Genomic DNA, 18,690 nt, shown 5'->3' with positions numbered 1-18,690 from the left:
CATGACGGACCTGCACGACAAGCCCGCACCGGCGTCCTCCCTGCCACCGCAGGCCGGCCCCGCCGCCGACGCCACGGAGAGCGCGGCCGCCGTGGCGTACCCGACGCTCGGCGAGCTGTTCACCGCGTGGGTGGCCCGTACCCCGGACGCCCCGGCGCTCACCGACGGCCGGCGGACCTGGAGCTACCGCGAACTGGCCGCCCGTGCCGACCGGTTGGCCGTCCACCTGACCCGAAGAGGAGCCGGTCCCGACCGGATCGTCGCCCTGGTCCTGCCGCGCTCCATGGAGCTGATCGCGGCCGAGCTGGCCGTCGCCCGGGCGGGCGCCGCGTTCCTGCCCGTGGACCCGGCCTACCCCGCCGAGCGCCGGGCGCTGATGCTCGCCGACGCCGCGCCCGCCGTCACCCTCGACGACCCGCGCCGCGTCCGCGAGGTGCTGGACACCGGCGACAGCGGGGGACACGAGGCCGGTGCGGGAGCCCCCGCCAACGCCGACCACGCCGCCTACGTCATCTACACCTCCGGTTCCACCGGTACCCCCAAGGGCGTGACCGTCACCCACCGCGGCATCGGCGGCTTCACCGCGGCCGCCGCCGAGCGGTACGCGGTGGGCCCCGGCGACCGCGTGCTCCAGTTCTCCTCGCCGAGCTTCGACGCCTCCGTGCTGGAGCTGTTCGTCTCCTTGCTGTCCGGCGCCACCCTCGTCGTACCGCCGCACGGCCCCTGGCTCGGTGACGAACTCGCCGCGGTCCTCGACGAGCACCGCATCACCCACGCCCTCATCCCGCCGGCCGCGCTGGCCACCCTGCCGGACCCCGCGCGGGGCACCGGCCGCCATCTGCGCACGCTGATCGTCGGCGCGGAGGCCTGCCCCGCCACGCTGGTCGACCGCTGGGCCCCCGGGCGCCGCATGATCAACTCGTACGGCCCGACCGAGGCCACCATCGTCGCCACCTGGACCGGGCCGCTCACCGCCGGCCAGGGCACGCCGACGATCGGCGGCGCCCTGCCGCACACCCGGGTGCACGTCCTCGACGCCGCGCTGCGCCCCGTACCGGCCGGCGCGGACGGCGAGCTGTTCATCGGCGGCGACGCGGTGGCCCGCGGCTACCTGGGCCGCCCGGGCCTGACCGCGGCCCGGTTCGTCCCCGACCCCTTCGGCCCGCCCGGCGCCCGTCTGTACCGCACCGGGGACCGGGCGCGCTGGACCGACGACGGGGAACTGGAGTTCCTGGGCCGGCTGGACCGGCAGGTGAAGGTCCGCGGCTTCCGCATCGAACCCGGCGAGATCGAGGCGGCGTTGCGCCGCGCGGGCGCCGGGAGCGTCGGCGAGGCGGTGGTCGTGGTCCGGGAGGACGAGCCGGGCCACCGGCGCCTCGTCGGCTACGTCACCCCCGCCGGACAGGGCGCCACCGACCCTGCCGACCCCTCCGCCCCCGCCCCCTCCGGCTCCCCGCGCCCCCTCGACCCGGCGGCGCTGCGCTCGGCCGTGGCCGCCGTGCTGCCCGCCCACATGGTGCCGTCCGCCGTCGTGGTGCTCGACCGCATGCCGCTCACCCCGCAGCACAAGATCGACCGGCGGGCCCTGCCCGCGCCGGGGCGGAACGTCACGGAGGACCGCATCGCGCCGCGGTCGGCGGGCGAGCGTGCCCTCGCCCGGATCTGGGCGGAGGTGCTGGGCGTCGACGCGGTCGGGGTGACGGACGACTTCTTCGACCTGGGCGGTGAATCGATCCTCGCCGCCCGCGCGCTGACCCGGATCCAGGAGGAGCTCGGTGCCCGGCTGACCGTCCGGGACGTCTTCACCGCACGGACGGTCGCCGCGCTCGCCCCCCTGCTGGGCGACCCGTCGGCCGCCGCACCGCCGGAGCCGATACCGCCGGCGCCGGGCGAGGGCCCCCTGCCCCTGTCCAGCGCGCAGCGGCGGCTCTGGTACCTCGACGACCTCACCGAGGGCGGCACCGAGTACAACACCGGCGTGTCCCTGCGGCTGCGCGGGCCCCTTGACCCCGACGCGCTGGGCCGCTCCCTGCACCGCCTCGCCGCCCGCCACGCCTCCCTGCGCACCACGTTCACCACGGCCGACGGACAGGGCGCCCAGCGTGTCGCGCCGGAGCCGGACCTGCCCCTGCGCACGGCCGACCTCACCGGCGTACCCGGGGCGCGCCGTGCGGACGCGGCGGAGGCGCTGCTCACCGAGGAGCTGGGCCGGCCCTTCGATCTGGCGGCCGGCCCGCTCACCCGGGCGCTGCTCGTCCGGCTCGCCGCCGAGGACCACCTGCTGCTCCTGGCCCAGCACCACATCGTCACCGACGGCTGGTCGGTGGGCATCCTCACCCGCGAACTCGCCGCCCTCTACCACGCGGAGACCACCGGCGAACCCGACGGCCTGCCGCGACCCGCCGTGCAGTACCCGGACTTCGCCGTGTGGGAGCGGCGGCAGCGCTCCACCGGGGCCGACACGGAGGACCTGGCCTACTGGAGACGCCACCTGGCGGGCATGCAGCAGCTGGAGCTGCCCACCGACCGGCCGCGTCCCGCCGTGCGCACCACCGCCGGAGCGGCCCACCGGCACCCGCTCCCCGCCGACCTGGTGACCCGGCTGCGGCAGCTGGCCGCAGGGCGCGGCACCACGGTGTTCACCCTCTTCGCGGGCGCCTCCGCGCTGCTGTTCTCCCGCTACTCGGGCCAGCGGGACGTCGCGTTCGGCACCGTCACCACCGGGCGCGGGCGGCGTGACCTGGAGGACGTGCCGGGCTTCTTCGCCAACACGGTGGTGCTGCGGGGCGAGGTCGACGAACGGGCCACCGTGGACCGGTTCGTGGAGAGCGTGCGGACGACCGTGCTGGACGCCTTCGCCCACGACGGGGTGCCGTTCGACCGGGTGGTCGAGGAGCTGGCACCGCCCCGCGACCCGAGCCGCACCCCGCTGGTGCAGGCCCTCGTCGTGCAGCAGACCGCGCTGCCCGTGCCGCCCCGGTCCGGCGGGCTGCGGCTCACCGAGCACCCGCTGCCCCGCCCCGCCGCCCGCTTCGACCTGGTCCTGGAGTTCTCACCGGACCAGGACGGCGGCTGCGTGCTGACCGCCGAGTTCAACACGGACCTGTTCGACGCCGCCACCGTGGCCCGGCTGACCGCCCATCTGCACCGCCTGCTGGAAGGCATGGCGGACGGACCGGGCCGCACGCTCGCCGAGCTGCCCATGCTCTCGGCCGAGGAGCAGCGCACCCTGGTCGACGCCTGGAACCCGCCCGCCCACCGCTCCCGGGACGCCCGCCACGGCACGCTGCCCGACCTGTTCCGCGCCCAGGCGGCCCGCACCCCCGGCCGTACCGCCGTGATCTGCGGCCCGGACCGGCTGGACTACGCCGAGGTGGCCCGGCGCGCCAACCGGCTGGCCCGGCTGCTCCTCGCGCGCGGCGCGGGCCCGGAGACCCTGGTCGCGCTCTGCCTGCCGCGCACCGCCGACCTCGTGCCCGTGCTGTGGGCCGTGCTCGCCTCGGGCGCGGGCTACCTCCCCGTCGACCCCGGCTATCCGGCCGAACGCGTCCGGTTCATGCTCGACGACGCCCGGCCCGCCCTCGTCCTCGCCACCCGGGAGACGGCCTCCGCCCTGCCCGCCGGCTGCGCGCACCTGCTCCTGGAGGACTGCGCCGACCCGGCCGTGCCCGACACGGACCTCACCGACGCCGACCGGCCCCGGCCGCTGCTGCCGGACCATCCCGCGTACGTGATCTACACCTCCGGTTCCACCGGCCGCCCCAAGGGGGTCGTGGTCACCCACCGCACGGTCGCCGCGCTGGCCGCGTGGACGAAGCAGCGGTTCGGGGCCGCCGGCCTGGACCACGTGATCGCCTCCACCTCCCTCAACTTCGACGTCTCCGTCTTCGAGCTGCTGTGCCCGCTGACGGCCGGCGGCACCGTCGAGGTGGTCCCCGACCTGCCGGCCCTCGCCGACGGCACCGGCCCCCGGAGTGCCGGGCTGCTCAGCGGCGTGCCGTCCGTCGTCTCCCGCCTGATCGCGGGCGGGACGGCACCCGTCGGCGCGGACACCGTCGTCCTGGCCGGTGAGGCGCTGCCCGAGCAGACGCTGCGAGACCTGCGCGCCGCCCTCCCCGAGTGCCGTGTCGCCAACCTCTACGGGCCCACCGAGGCCACCGTGTACGCCACCGCCTGGTTCGCCGGTGACCGGCTGCCCGAGCAGGCCCCGCCCATCGGCGGACCCGTGGCGCTCACCCGGGCGTACGTCCTCGACGCCTCGCTGCGGCCCCAACCAGTCGGTGTGACCGGCGAGTTGTATCTCGGGGGCGGTGGCCTGGCCCGTGGTTACCTGCACCGGCCCGGACTGACCGCCGCCCGGTTCGTCGCCGACCCGTTCGGCGCGCCGGGGGAGCGCATGTACCGCACCGGCGACCTGGTGCGCCGCCGTGCCGACGGCGCCCTGGAGTACGTCGGCCGCATCGACCAGCAGGTCAAGGTGCGCGGCTTCCGGATCGAACTGGGCGAGGTCGAGGAGGCGCTGCGCCGCTGCGCGGGCGTCACCGAGGCGGCGGCCACCGTCACCACCGACGCCGACGGCCACCGGCGGCTGGCCGGATACGTCGTCCCGGCCGCCGGGCAGCGCGTCGAACCCGAGGCCGTACGCCGGGAGCTCGGCCGTACCCTGCCCGCCTCCATGGTGCCCTCGGCCGTCGTCGTGCTCGACGCTCTGCCGCTCAACCCGAACGGCAAGCTCGACCGCGCCCGCCTCCCCGACCCGGGCCCCGCCGTGCGCGCGGTACGGCACGTCACGCCCCGCACGCCCACCGAACGTACGCTCACCGCGATCTGGGCCGAGGTGCTGCGCGTGGAACGCGTCGGCGTCGACGACAACTTCTTCGAACTCGGCGGCGACTCGATCCTCAGCATCCAGGTGGTGGCCCGCGCCCGGCAGGAGGGGCTGTCGCTGACCTCCCGGGACGTCTACCGGCACCAGACCGTCGCCGCCCTCGCCCGCTGCGCGGACGCCGCCCGCCCCCGCGAGGCCGCCCCCGCCCCGGAGGCGGCCACCGGCCCTGCCCCCCTGACCCCCATCCAGCACTGGCTGTTCGAGACCGCCGCAGAACGCGCCGGCCACTACGCCCAGGCGCTGTCCGTGCGCGTGCCGGACGACCTGGACCCGGCGGCGCTGGAAGACGCGCTGAACGACCTGGCCGCCCACCACGACGCTCTGCGCTCCCGCTTCGTCACCGGCGACGGCGGACCCGGCGTCCGCTGGCACATCGAGGACCGGGTGCCCCGGATCCACCTCGCCCGCCACACCGGCCCGGACACGGACACCCCGCACTTCGGCCCCTTCGACCTCGCCCGGGGCCCGCTGCTGCGGGCCGTGCTGCACGACGAGGCGACCGGCCGCCCCCGGACCCTCCACCTCGCCGTCCACCACCTGGTGGTCGACGGGGTGTCCTGGCGGGTGCTGCTGGAGGACCTGGACCGTGCCTACCGGGCCCGCCGGGCCGGCGACGACGGCGCGGCGGCGCTGCCCGCGAAGTCCTCGGCTCTGCGGGAGTGGGCCCGCCGGCTGGCCGCGCACGCGGCGGACGGCGGCTTCGACGACGAACGGGACTACTGGACCCGGGCCGTCCCGCGGACCGGTCCCGTGGTGCCGGCGAGCGGCCCCGGCGCGGACGACTCCCGCGCGAACACCTACGCCTCCCAGCGCGCCGTCACCGTCCGCCTGAGCCCCGAGGACACCTCCGCCCTGCTGCGCACCCTGCCCGACACCTACCGCACCCAGGCCAACGACGTCCTGCTCGGCGCCCTCGGCCGGGCCCTGTGCGCCTGGAGCGGCCGGGACCGGGTGGTGGTCGACGTCGAGGGGCACGGCCGCGAGGAACTCTTCCCCGAACTCGACATCAGCCGCACGGTCGGCTGGTTCACCACCCGGTACCCCGTCGCGCTCGCCGTCCCCGAGGACGCCGGCTGGGACGCCGTACTGAAGCGCGTCAAGGAGCAGCTGCGCGCCGTACCCCGGCACGGCCTGGGCCACGACGCGCTGCGCCACCTGACGGACCCCGCCACCGCCCCGGGCACCCCCGAGGCGCAGATCAGCTTCAACTACCTCGGCCGGATGGGGCTGCCGGAGGACCCCGACGGCCTCTACCGGGGCACCGTGCGGCCACTGGAGCTGGACGCCGACCCGGCGGCCGAGCGCCCGCACGCCCTGGAGGTCGTCGGACAGCTCACCGGCGACACGCTGGAGTTCACGTGGTTCTACTCCGGCCGGCTGCACCGGGAGGACACGGTCGCCGAGCTGGCGGGCCGCTTCGCCGACGCGCTCGCCGACCTGGCCCGGTACGCCGCCCGGCCCGGAGCCGCCGGGCGCACCCCGTCCGACTTCCCGCTGGCCCGGCTCGACCAGGCCGCCGTGGACCGGATCACCGGTGCGGACCCGGCGGCGGTGGCGGACGTGCACCCGCTCACGCCCACCCAGGCGGGCATGCTCTTCCACGGTCTGTCCCAGGACGACCGCGGTGTCTACTTCCAGCAGCTGACCTTCGTCCTGGACGGCGTGCCCGACCCGGGGGCCCTCGCCGCCGCCTGGCAGCACATCACCGACCGCACCGAGGTGCTGCGCGCCGGGGTCGTCTGGCAGGACGTGCCCGAGCCGCTGCTGGTGGTGCGGCGCCACGCGGCCGTACCGGTCACCCACCTGGACTGGCGCGACCTGACCGACGGCGAGCGCCGCGCCCGGCTGGACGACGTACTGGCCCGTGACCGCGCCGACGGCATCGACCTCGGCCGCGCCCCGCTCCAGCGGCTGCTCCTCGCCCGCCTCTCCGGCACCGAGGTGCGCGTGGTGTGGTCCTTCCACCACCTGCTCCTGGACGGCTGGAGCCTGTTCCAGGTGCTCTCGGACGTCTTCGCCCACCACGCCGGCGGCGACGCCGGCGCCCTCCCGGACCGCCCGCCCCACCGCGACTACGTCGGCTGGCTGCGCGGGCGCGACCCGGGCGCCGCCGAACGGCACTGGCAGCGCCGCCTGTCCGGCCTGACCGAGGCCACCCCGCTGCCGTACGACCGTGAGCCGCGCGAGGCCCACCGCGCCGAGTCCACGCACGCCGTCCGGGCGACGCTGCCCGCGGCCACCAGCAGGGCGCTGGAGGAGCTGGCCCGGACCTCCGGGCTGACCCTGAACACCCTGGTGCAGGGCGCCTGGGCGCTGCTGCTGGCCCGGCAGTCGGGCCGGGACGAGGTGGTGTTCGGCACCACCGTGTCCGGACGGCCGCCCGAGCTGCCCGGCGCCGAGGCCATGACCGGCCTGTTCATCACCACCCTGCCCACCCGCGTCACCGTCCCGGCGACCGGCACCCTGCTCGGCTGGCTGCGCGCGCTCCAGCAGGACCAGAGCGAGGACCGGCGCTTCGACCACCTGCCGCTGACCCGGATGCGGGCGTGCACCGGACTCCCCGAGCGGGTCGGCCTGTTCGACAGCATCGTCGTCTTCGAGAACTACCCGGTGGACGACGACCTCGCCGCCGCCCACGGACTGCGCCTGAGCGGCCTGGAGGGCATCGAGACCACCAACTACCCGCTGAGCCTCACCGCTTACCCGGGCAGCGAGCTGACCCTGCGCCTCGGCTACGACCCCGAGCTGTTCGACGAGGGAACCGCCGAGCGGATGGCCGAGTACCTGACCGTCCTGCTCGCCGGGATGCCCGCCGGCTCGGCCCGTCCGCCCGCCCGGCTCCCCCTGCTCACCGGGGACCGCCGCGCACAGGTGCTGCGCGCCTGGAACGACACCGCCACCGATCTGCCCGACGCCACCGTCGCCGGCCTCTTCGCCGCGCAGGTGCGCCGTACGCCCGGCGCGGTCGCCGTGGAGGCCGGTGCCGAGTGCCTGACGTACCGGGAACTCGACCTTCGGGCAGCGGAGTTGGCGGCGCGGCTGGCAGGGCTGGGCGTACGTCCGGAGTACCCGGTCGGGGTGCTCATGGACCGCCGCGTGGAGCTGATCGTCACCCAGCTGGCGCTCGTCCGCACCGGCGGGGTGTACGTGCCGCTGGACGGCCGGGCCCCCGTCGAGCGGCTGCGCCGGACGCTCACCGAGGCCGGGGCCCGGCTGCTGCTCACCGACGCCGGGTGGGAGGAGACGGCCCGGGAGGCGCTGCCCGGCGACGGCGTCCTGCGCGTGGACGACACCTCCGGCACCGACGGCCCCACGGCCCCCGCCCACGCCGTCCACCCCGACAACGTCCAGTACCTGATGTTCACTTCGGGCTCCACCGGCACCCCCAAGGGCGTCGCGGTGCGTCAGCGGGACGTCGCCGCGCTCGCCCTGGACCGCGCGTTCGCCGGGCACGACCGGGTCCTCGTGCACTCGCCGCACGCCTTCGACGCCGCCACCTACGAGGTGTGGGTGCCGCTGCTGCGCGGCGGTACGGCCGTGCTCGCCCCGCCCACCGACCTGGACGCCGCCCTGGTCCGCCGGGCCGTCGCGGAGCAGGGCGTCACCTGCCTGTGGCTGACGGCGGGACTGTTCCGCCTGCTGGCGCAGGAGGACCCCGGCTGCCTGCGCGGAGCACGTGAGGTGTGGACGGGCGGCGAGGCCGTGCCGGGCGCGGTCGTGCGCCGGGTGCTGGACGCCTGCCCCGGACTGACCGTCGTGGACGGCTACGGCCCCACCGAGACCACCACCTTCGCCACCCGCCGTGCCTTCCGCTCCGGCGACCCACTGCCCGCCGTCCTGCCCATCGGACGCCCGCTGGACAACACCCGCGTGTACGTCCTGGACGCCGCCCTCCAGCCGCAACCGCCGGGTGTCCCAGGCGAGTTGTACGTCGCGGGCGCCGGACTGGCGCGGGGCTACGCGGGCCGGCCCGGGGCGACCGCCGCCCGCTATGTCGCCGACCCCTTCGGCCCGCCCGGCACCCGGATGTACCGCACCGGCGACGTCGTGCGCTGGAGCGCCGACGGCGAGCTGCACTTCGTCGGCCGCGCCGACGACCAGATCAAGATCCGCGGCTTCCGCGTCGAACCCGCCGAGATCGAGGCCCGGCTCACCGCCCACCCCGGCGTCGCGGAGGCCGTCGTCTCCCTGTACGAGGACGCCGGGCGCAAGCGGCTGGCCGCCCACCTCGTGCCGGCCGGGGACGCCGAGGTGCCGTCCGCCGCCGAGCTGCGCGCCCACCTCGCGGCCGGACTGCCCGACTACATGCTGCCCGCCGCGTTCGTCACCGTGCCCGAGCTGCCGCTGACCGCCAACGGCAAGGTCGACCGGCGGCGGCTGCCCGCCCCCGACTGGTCGGCAGGCGGCGAGCGGGCCCACCGGGCACCGCGCACCGAGACCGAGCGCGTCCTCGCCGGGATCTGGGCCGAACTGCTCGGCCTCGAACAGGTCGGCGTCGACGACAACTTCTTCATGCTGGGCGGCGACTCCATCCTCAGCATCCAGGTGGTCTCCCGGGCCCGGGCCGCGGGGCTCACGCTCAGCCCGCGCGATCTCTTCCGGCACCCCACGGTGGCCGAACTGGCCGCCGCCGGCGGCGGTGCCGCGCCCGCCGTCGCCGGTACCGGGCCGGTCGCCGGACCGGCGGACCTCACCCCCATCCAGCACTGGTTCCTGGACCCCCGCCCCGCGCACCCCGACTTCTTCAACCAGTCCGTCGTCATCGAGACGGCGGGCCCCGTGGACGAGGACGCCCTGCGCCGCGCCCTGACCGCGCTGTGGACCCACCACGACGCCCTGCGCGCCCGGTTCCTCCCCGACGCCGACGCCGACGGCGCCGGCCGGCGCCAGGACGTCGCCGCCGCCGACAGCCCGGTCCCCGACCTGCTCCAGGTCCACGACGCCCGCGCCGAGGAACTCGTCACGGCGGCGGCCCACGCCGGACTCCGCCTGGACACCGGCCCGTTGTTCACCGCCCGCCTCTTCACCGCCGACGGCCCCCGCCCCGCCCGGCTGCTGCTGATCGCCCACCACCTGGTGGTCGACGGGGTCTCCTGGCGGATCCTGCTGGAGGACCTGGAGACCGCCTACCGGCAGGCCGCGTCCGGACAGCCCGTACGGCTGCCCGCGCGCACCACCTCCGCACAGGAGTGGGCCCGCCGGCTGCGCGAGCACGCCGACGTCTTCGCCGCCGGGCGCGCCCACTGGGAGCAGGCCGCCCGGGCCTGCGCCGTCCCGCTGCCCGTGGACGGCGACGGCGGCACCACCACGGCCGGCACCCGGGAGGTGACCGTACGGCTGGACCGCGACCGCACCGACGCCCTCCTGCGCCGCGTCCCCGGCGTCTACCGCACCCGCGTCGACGACGTCCTGCTCACCGCGCTGGGCCGGGTCCTCGCCGACTGGACCGGACGCGACACCGTCGCCGTCGGCCTGGAGGGGCACGGCCGCGAGGACCAGCTCTTCGAGGACGTCGACCTGTCCCGCACGGTCGGCTGGTTCACCTCGCTCCACCCGGTCGCCCTCACCGTCCCGGCCGGGGACTGGGGCACCGCCCTGAAGTCGGTGAAGGAGCAGCTGCGGGCCGTACCCGACCGGGGACTCGGCTACGGCGTCCTGCGCCACCTGGCCCGCGACGCAACGCTCACCGGCACGCCCGCGCCCGGCATCAGCTTCAACTACCTGGGCCGCTTCGACTGGTCCGCCGAGGGCGGCACCCTGATCGGGGCCGTGCCCGGCGGCCTGGGCGGCGCGGAGGCGCCCGGCACCGAGCGGCCGCACCTGCTGGACGTCGTGGCCCGGGTCGAGGACGACCGGCTGGAGATCACCTGGTACTACAGCGCGGGACGGCACCGGGAGCAGACCGTCACCGCGCTCGCCGAGGGCATGCTGCGGGCCCTCGGCGACATCGTCGCCCACTGCGCCCGCCCCGAGGCCGGCGGCCGGACCCCGTCGGACTTCCCGCTGGCCCGCCTCGAACAGGCCGCCGTGGACCGGATCGCCGGGGACGGCCGGGACGTCGCCGACATCTACCCGCTGACGCCGATGCAGGCCGGCATGCTCTTCCACAGCCTGCTGGAGCCGGCCGCCCGGACCTACGTCAACCAGGTGCAGCTCGTGCTGTCCGGCGTCACCGACCCGCACGCGCTCGCCGAGGCGTGGCAGCACACCGCCGACGCCAACCCGGTGCTGCGCACCCGCCTGGTGTGGCAGGAGACCCCGGAACCGCTCCAGGTGGTCCGGCACCGGGCCACCGTGCCCGTCACCCACCTCGACTGGTCCGGGTGGCCCGCCGACCGCGAGGCGCGCGAGCTGGACCGGCTGCTCGCCGAGGACCGGCGGACCGGCATCGACCTGGGCACCGCGCCCCTGATGCGGCTGACGCTGATCCGGCTGGCAGCGGACCGGGTCCGCCTGCTGTGGACGTTCCACCACGTCCTGCTGGACGGCTGGAGCGCGGCCCAGGTCTTCGACGAGGTGTGCGAGCGGTACGCGGCCCTCGTCTCCGGGCGCCGCCCGCAGGTGCCCGAGCGCCGGCCCTTCGCCGACCATGTGCGCCGGCTGGCCGGGCGGGACACCGGCCCGGCCGAACAGTACTGGCGGGAGGCCCTCGCCGGGTTCCAGGCCCCCACCGAGCTGCCGCGCGACCGGCGGCCCGCCGAGGCCCACCGCGCCTCCTCCTCCGGGTCGGTGCTGATGACCCTCTCCCCGGACGTCTCGGCGCGCCTGCGGGAGACCGCCCAGCGGGCCGGGCTGACCCTCAACACGGTCCTCCAGGGCGCCTGGGCGCTGCTGCTGTCCCGCTACGGGGGCGGCGACGACGTCGTGTTCGGTACGACCGTCTCCGGGCGGCCCGCCGACCTGCCGGGCGTCACCACGATGGTCGGCCTGTTCATCAACACCCTGCCCGCCCGGGCCCGCGTCGACGGGCGGCGCCCGCTGCTGGACTGGCTGCGCGACCTGCAGTCCGCCCAGTCCGAGGCCAGGCGCCACGACTTCGTCTCGCTGGCCCAGGTGCAGTCGTGGAGCGACGTGCCCGGCGGCACCGGCCTGTTCGACTCCATCGTCGTCTTCGAGAACTACCCCTTCGACGAGGGCGCGCTGGCCCGGCACGGCCTGGCCATCGAGCAGGAGCGGGACCTGGAGCCGACCAGCTACCCGCTCAGCGTGGTCGTCGAGCCAGGGGACACCCTGACCGTGCACCTGGACTACGACCCGGCCGCGTTCGACACCCCGACGGTGGAAGGGCTCGGCGAGAGCCTGCGCACCCTGCTGACCGGCATGGCCACCGACCCCGGCCGCCGCCTGGCCGACCTGCCGCTGCTGGACCCGGCCGCGGGGCGCGCGCTGGCCGGCCGGTTCTGCGGCCGGGTCGCCGAGGCACCGCGCGACACGCTGCCCGGGGCGTTCCGGCGCCAGGCCGAGCGCACCCCGAACGCCCCGGCCGTCCGCCACGGCGACACCTGCCTCACCTACCGCGAACTCGACGCGCGCTCCAGCCGGCTGGCCCGGCGGCTCATCGCCGCCGGTGCCGGACCCGAGCGCTTCGTCGCCCTGTGCCTGCCCCGCACCGCCGACCTGGTCGTGGCCCTCCTCGCCGTGCTGAAGAGCGGCGCGGCCTATCTCCCGGTCGACCCCCAGTACCCGGCCGAGCGCGTCGCGTTCCTCTTCGAGGACGTACGCCCCGACGCCGTCATCACGGCCACGCAGACCGCCGGCCGGCTGCCCGAGGGCCCGTTCACCCGCATCCTGCTGGACGCGGGCCCGGGCGCCGACGAAGTGCCGGACACCCCGGTCGGGGACGGCGAACGGCGCGGCCCGCTGCTGCCCGCACACCCCGCCTACGTCATCCACACCTCCGGTTCCACCGGCCGGCCCAAGGGCGTCGTCGTCAGCCACGCGTCCGTGCTGGCCCTGACCGACTGGGCGGCGGCCGAGTTCACCGGCCGGGGCCTGGCGCACGTGGTGGCCTCGACCTCGCTCAACTTCGACGTGTCGGTGTTCGAGATCTTCTCGCCCCTGCTGGCCGGCGGCTGCGTGGAGGTCGTCCGCGACCTGCTGGCCCTCGCCGAGCGTCCCGGACCCTGGCGCGCCGGACTGCTCAGCGCGGTGCCGTCGGCCCTGGACCGGCTGCTCGCGGAGGACGCCGTGCGCATCACCGCGGACACCGTCGTCCTCGCGGGGGAGGGGCTGCCCGCCCGGACCGTGCGCCGGGTGCGCGAAGCCGTCCCCGGCAGCCAGGTGCGCAACATCTACGGGCCCACCGAGGCCACCGTCTACGCCACCGCCTTCACCTGCGACCCGGCCGACCCCGACCGCGACCCGCCGATCGGCCGGCCGCTCGGCGGGGCCCGCGCCTACGTCCTGGACGAGCGGATGCGCCCGGTACCCGTCGGCGCCCCCGGCGAACTGTTCCTGGCCGGGACCGGCGTCGCCCGCGGCTATCTGCGCCGGCCGGGCCTGACCGCGAGCCGCTTCCTGCCCGACCCGTTCGGGCCGCCCGGCAGCCGCATGTACCGCACCGGCGACCTGGTGCGCTGGACGGCCGACGGCGACCTCGTCTACCTCGGCCGGGGCGACGATCAGGTCAAGGTGCGGGGGTTCCGCATCGAACTCGGCGAGGTGGAGGCCGCGCTGGCCCGCCACCCGGCCGTGGCGGCGGCAGCGGCCCGTGTGGTGGAGGACGCCGGCCACCGCCGCCTGGTCGGTTACGCGGTGCCCCGCGAGGCGGCCCTGCCGGACCCCGCCGAACTGCGTGCCTTCCTCGCCCGCGGCCTCCCCGACCACCTGGTGCCCGCCCTCGTCGTCCCGCTGGAGCGGCTGCCCCTCGGGGCCACCGGCAAGCTCGACCGGCGGGCGCTGCCCGCGCCCGAGTGGGCCGCCACGGCCACCGGTGAGACGGGCCGGCCGCCGCGCACCGAGGCCGAGCGCGTCCTCGCGGACATCTGGTCCCAGGTGCTCGGTGTGCCCGACGTCGGCGCCGACGACAACTACTTCACGCTCGGCGGCGATTCCGTCCTCGGCATCCAGGTCGTCTCGGCCGCCCGCCGGGCCGGGCTCGTCCTGACCCCCCGGCACCTGTTCACCCACCAGACCCTCGCCGACCTGGCCGCCGTCGCCGAACGGGCGCCGGACGGGCGGCGCCCCGGTGCCGCGGCCACCGCCGAGCAGGGCCCGGTGACCGGCGACGCCCCGCTCACTCCCGTACAGCACTGGCTCCTCGACACCCTCACCGGCGACCCCGCCCACTTCAGCCAGACGGTCGGCTTCGAGCTGGCCACGGACCCGGACGAGGACCTGCTGCGGGCCGCCCTGGCCGCCGTACTGGAGCACCACGACGCGCTGCGGCTGCGCTTCGAGCCGTGCGGCGACGGTCGCCGGCGGCAGTACGGCGCCGCGCCGGGGGAGGAGGTCCACCTGGAAGTGCACCGGGGGGCCGCGCCGCAGGAGGTGGCCGACGCGCTCGGCGCCGGGTTCGACCTGGCCGGCGGGCCGCTGCTGCGGGCCGCGCTGTGCCTGCCGGACGACGGCGGCGGCCGGCCGGTGCTGCTGCTGGCCGCCCACCACCTCGTCGTGGACGCCGTGTCCTGGCGGCTGCTCCTGGAGGACCTGGAGCACGCCCACCGCGCCCTGCGGAACGGCGAGCAGCCCGGTCTCGGCGCCAAGAGCACCTCGTTCCGGGACTGGGCCCGGCGGCTCGCCGCGCACACCGAGGCGGGCGGCTTCGACGGCGAACTCGCCCACTGGCAGGGCCTGGACGCCCCCGTCGCGCTGCCCGCCGACCACCCCGGCGGCGCGAACACCGTCGCCGACGAGGACAGCGTGACCGCGGGACTCGACGCCGACGAGACACGCCGGCTGCTCCAGGACGTGCCGGACGTGTACCGCACCCGCGTCAACGACGTCCTGCTGTGCGCGCTGGGCCGGGTCCTGGCCCGCTGGACCGGCCGGGACCGGGTGGCGGTGACCCTGGAGGGCCACGGCCGCGAGGAGCTGTTCGAGGACACCGACCTCGCCCGGACCGTCGGCTGGTTCACCGCGATGTACCCGGTCGCCCTGGACGTGCCCCGGGACGCCGGCATGGGCACCGCGCTGAAGACCGTCAAGGAGAACCTGCGGGCCGTACCGAACGGCGGACTCGGCTACGGCGCCCTGCGCTTCCTGCGCCCCACGGCCGGAGCCGGGCTGCCCGACCTGCCGCCGGTCTGCTTCAACTACCTGGGCCGGCAGGACGGCACGCCCGCCCCCGGCGGCCTGCTGCACGCACCCCACGGCGGCCTCACCGGCGGCATGGACCGCTCGGCGGACCGGCCGTACCTCCTCGACGTCCTCGGCCGGGTCGCCGACGACCGGCTGGAGTTCACCTGGTCGTACTCGCGGGAGGTGCACCGGCGCGAGACCGTCGCCCGGCTGGCGGCCGAACTGGCCGACGAACTGCGCGCGATCGTCCGCCACTGCGCCGAACCCGGCGCCGGCGGCCGCACCCCCTCCGACTTCCCGCTCGCACCGCTGGACCAGACGGCGGTCGACCGGCTCGCCGGCAGCGGAGCCGACGTCACCGACGTGTATCCGCTCACGCCCACCCAGACCGGCATGGTGATGCACGGCCTCGACGACGCCGAACACGGCCTGTACGTCGAGCAGATCACCTTCGTGGCGGACGGCGCCCGCGACCCGGGCACCCTGGCCGCGGCCTGGCGGCACGTCGTCGAGCGCACCCCCGTGCTGCGCACGTCCGTCGCGCTGCACGGCGTCCCCGTGCCGCTCCAGGTCGTCCACCGGAGCGTGACCCTGCCGGTCACCGAACTCGACTGGAGCGGGGTCCCGGCGGACCGGCGGGACGCGGAGCTGGAGCGCCTGCTCGCCGACGAGCGGGCCCGGGGCGTCGCCCTGGACCGGGCCCCGCTGCTGCGGCTCGCCCTGGTCCGGCTCGGCCCCGACGCGGTGCGCGTGGTGTGGACCTTCCACCACGTCCTGCTGGACGGCTGGAGCGTCTTCCACGTCCTGTCCGACGTCATGAACGCGCACGCCGCCCTCACCCGGGGCGAGCCGCCCCGGCTGCCCGAGCGCAGGCCGTTCGCGGACTACGCGGGCTGGCTGGCCGCCCGCGACACCGGCCCGGCGCTGGACCACTGGCGCGGTGTCCTGGCCGGCTTCGGCACGCCGACCCCGCTGCCCTACGACCGCAGGCCCGCCCCGGGCACCACGGCCCGCTCCGGGACCTGGCTGTCGCAGCGGCTCGACGCCGAACGGACCCGGCTGCTCCAGGAGTTCGCCCGCCGGCACCGGCTCACCCTCAACACCGTCGTGCAGGGCGCCTGGGCGCTGCTGCTGGCCCGTTGGAGCGGGGAACGGGAGGTGTGCTTCGGCACGACCGTCTCCGGGCGGCCCGCCGACCTGCCGGGCGCCGACGGCATCACCGGCCTGTTCATCACCACGCTGCCCGCCCGGACCGTCGTCGACGGCGCCGCCGACTGCGCCGGCTGGCTGCGCGCGGTGCAGGAGGCCCGGTCCGAGGACCGCCGGCACGACCACCTGCCCCTCAACACCCTGCACGCCCTCGGTGAACTGCCCCCCGGTGAGGCGCTGTTCGACAGCCTGGTGGTCTTCGAGAACTACCCGGTCGGCGACGCGACCGCCGGTGCGCACGGGCTCGCCCTGCGCGACCTGGACGCCCGGGAGGCCACCAACTACCCGCTCACCGTGGTCGTCTCGCCCGGTGACCGGCTGGCCGTCGAACTCGGCTACGACCCCCGGTACTTCGACGCGGCCACCGCCGAGTCCCTGGCCGGACAGCTGCTGCACACCGTCCACGCCCTGGCCGCCTCGGACGGCACCGCCCGCCTGGACGACATCGACGTACTGCCGCCCGGGCAGCGCGACCGGCTGCTGCGCGGTCCGGCCCGCCCGGCGCCCGCCCCGGTGCCCGCCGCCACCCTGCCCGCGCTGGTGGAAGCCGCCGTCGACCGGTGGCCCACCGCGCCCGCGCTGGACGCGCCGGGCACCCTCCTCACCTTCGCGGAGGCCGAGGCGCGGGCCAACCGGCTCGCCCACCGGCTCATCGCCCGGGGCGCCGGCCCCGGCGACCTCGTCGCGCTGCTGCTGCCCCGCTCGGCGGACATGGTGCTGGCCCAGCTCGCCGTGACCAAGGCGGGCGCCGCGTTCCTGCCCGTCGACCCCGCCTACCCGGAGGAGCGCATCGCCCTGATGCTGCGCGACGCGGCCCCCGCCCTCACCCTCGACGCCAAGGAGGTCGCGGACCTGCTCGCCGCCCCGCCGGACGACGTGCCGGCACACCGGCCGGGCGACGCCGACCGGACCCGCCCGCTCGACCTGGACGACCCGGCCTACGTCATCTACACCTCCGGCTCCACCGGCACCCCCAAGGGCGTCGTCGTCACCCACCGCGGGCTCGCCGCGTTCTCCGCCGCCGAGGCCGCCCACTACCAGGTGAGCGCGGGGGACCGGGTGCTGGCCTTCGCCACACCGAGCTTCGACGCCTCCGTGCTGGAGCTGTGCATGTCCCTGCCGCACGGCGCCCGGCTCGTCGTCCCGGCGCCGGGACTGCTGCTCGGCGCCCAGCTGGCCGACGTCCTGCGGGCCGGACGCGTCACGCACACCCTGCTGCCGCCGGCCGCGCTCGCCACCCTGCCCGCCGACACGCCCGGCACCCTGCCCGGCCTGAAGACGCTGATCGTCGGCGCCGACGCGTGCGGGGCCGAACTCGTCGCCCGCTGGGCACCGCACCACCGCATGGTCAACTCCTACGGCCCCACCGAGGCCACGGTCGTCGCCACCTGGTCGGCGCCCCTGCAGGCGGACGGCGCCGCACCGCCCATCGGCCGCCCGCTGCCCGCCACCCGCGCCTACGTCCTCGACACCCGGCTGCGGCCCGTCCCCGACGGCGTCACCGGTGAACTGTGGCTGTCCGGGCCGGCGCTGGCCCGCGGCTACCTCGGCCGGCCCGGGCTGACCGCCGACCGGTTCCGCGCCGACCCGTTCGGGCCGCCCGGCACCCGCATGTACCGCACCGGCGACCTCGTGCGCCGCGACAGCGCGGGCGAACTGCACTACCTGGGCCGCACCGACCACCAGCTGAAGCTGCGCGGCCACCGCATCGAGGCGGGCGAGGTCGAGGCCACCCTGGTCCGCCATCCGGGCGTGCTGGACGCCGTGGTGACCGTACGCGAGGACGAACCGGGCCTGCCCCGGCTGGTCGCCCACCTGCTCACGGCCCCGGGCGCCGAACCGCCCACCGCCGCCGGACTGCGCGAGCTGGCCGCCCGCTCCCTGCCCGCCCACATGGTGCCCTCGGCGTTCGTGGTGCTGGACCGCTTCCCGCTCACCGAGAACGGCAAGACCGACCGGGCCGCCCTGCCCGCCCCGGCGCCGGCCGAGGAGCGCGCACCGTCCGAGTACGTCGCACCGCGCACGCCCGCCGAGGAGGCGCTCGCGGCCCTCTGGGAGGAGGTCCTCCAGACGCCCGTGGGCGCCGAGGACGACTGGTTCGCGCTCGGCGGCGACTCCCTGCGCGCCCTGCTCATCGCCTCCCGCGCCAACGACGCCTTCGGCGTCACGCTCACCCCCCGCGACGTCCTGGTCTCCCGCACGGTCGCCGCCCTGGCCGACCTCGTGGAGGAACAGGTGCTCAGTGAGCTGGAGGGCGCCGCGTACGGCGACGACCCCGCGAACCGCCCCTACGAAGCCGACGCCGAAGACGCCGCTGCCGGCGGCCACGACCACGAACGGTGAGGATCCGACGA

The 18,690-nt window shown here is 76.6% G+C and carries 1 protein-coding gene; it reads left to right on the top strand.

The window, feature by feature from the left end; genetic code table 11:
* Nucleotide 1: 1 nt before the first annotated feature.
* A complete protein-coding gene (locus tag AB0947_RS04885; RefSeq protein WP_366748832.1) occupies nt 2-18,679 on the top strand; it encodes a non-ribosomal peptide synthase/polyketide synthase in 18,678 nt (6,225 codons plus the stop codon).
* Nucleotides 18,680-18,690: the final 11 nt, after the last annotated feature.

The sequence above is a fragment of the Streptomyces sp. NPDC047841 genome, from assembly GCF_040704085.1.
Taxonomy (GTDB): domain Bacteria; phylum Actinomycetota; class Actinomycetes; order Streptomycetales; family Streptomycetaceae; genus Streptomyces; species Streptomyces argyrophylli.
Note: the sequence above shows the minus strand (reverse complement) of the source record. Positions and strands in the feature narration are given on the sequence as shown.

Coding starts and splice junctions, on each gene's coding strand:
- AB0947_RS04885 (WP_366748832.1), top strand. CDS start 2: ATGACGGACCTGCACGACAAGCCCGCACCGGCGTCCTCCCTGCCACCG.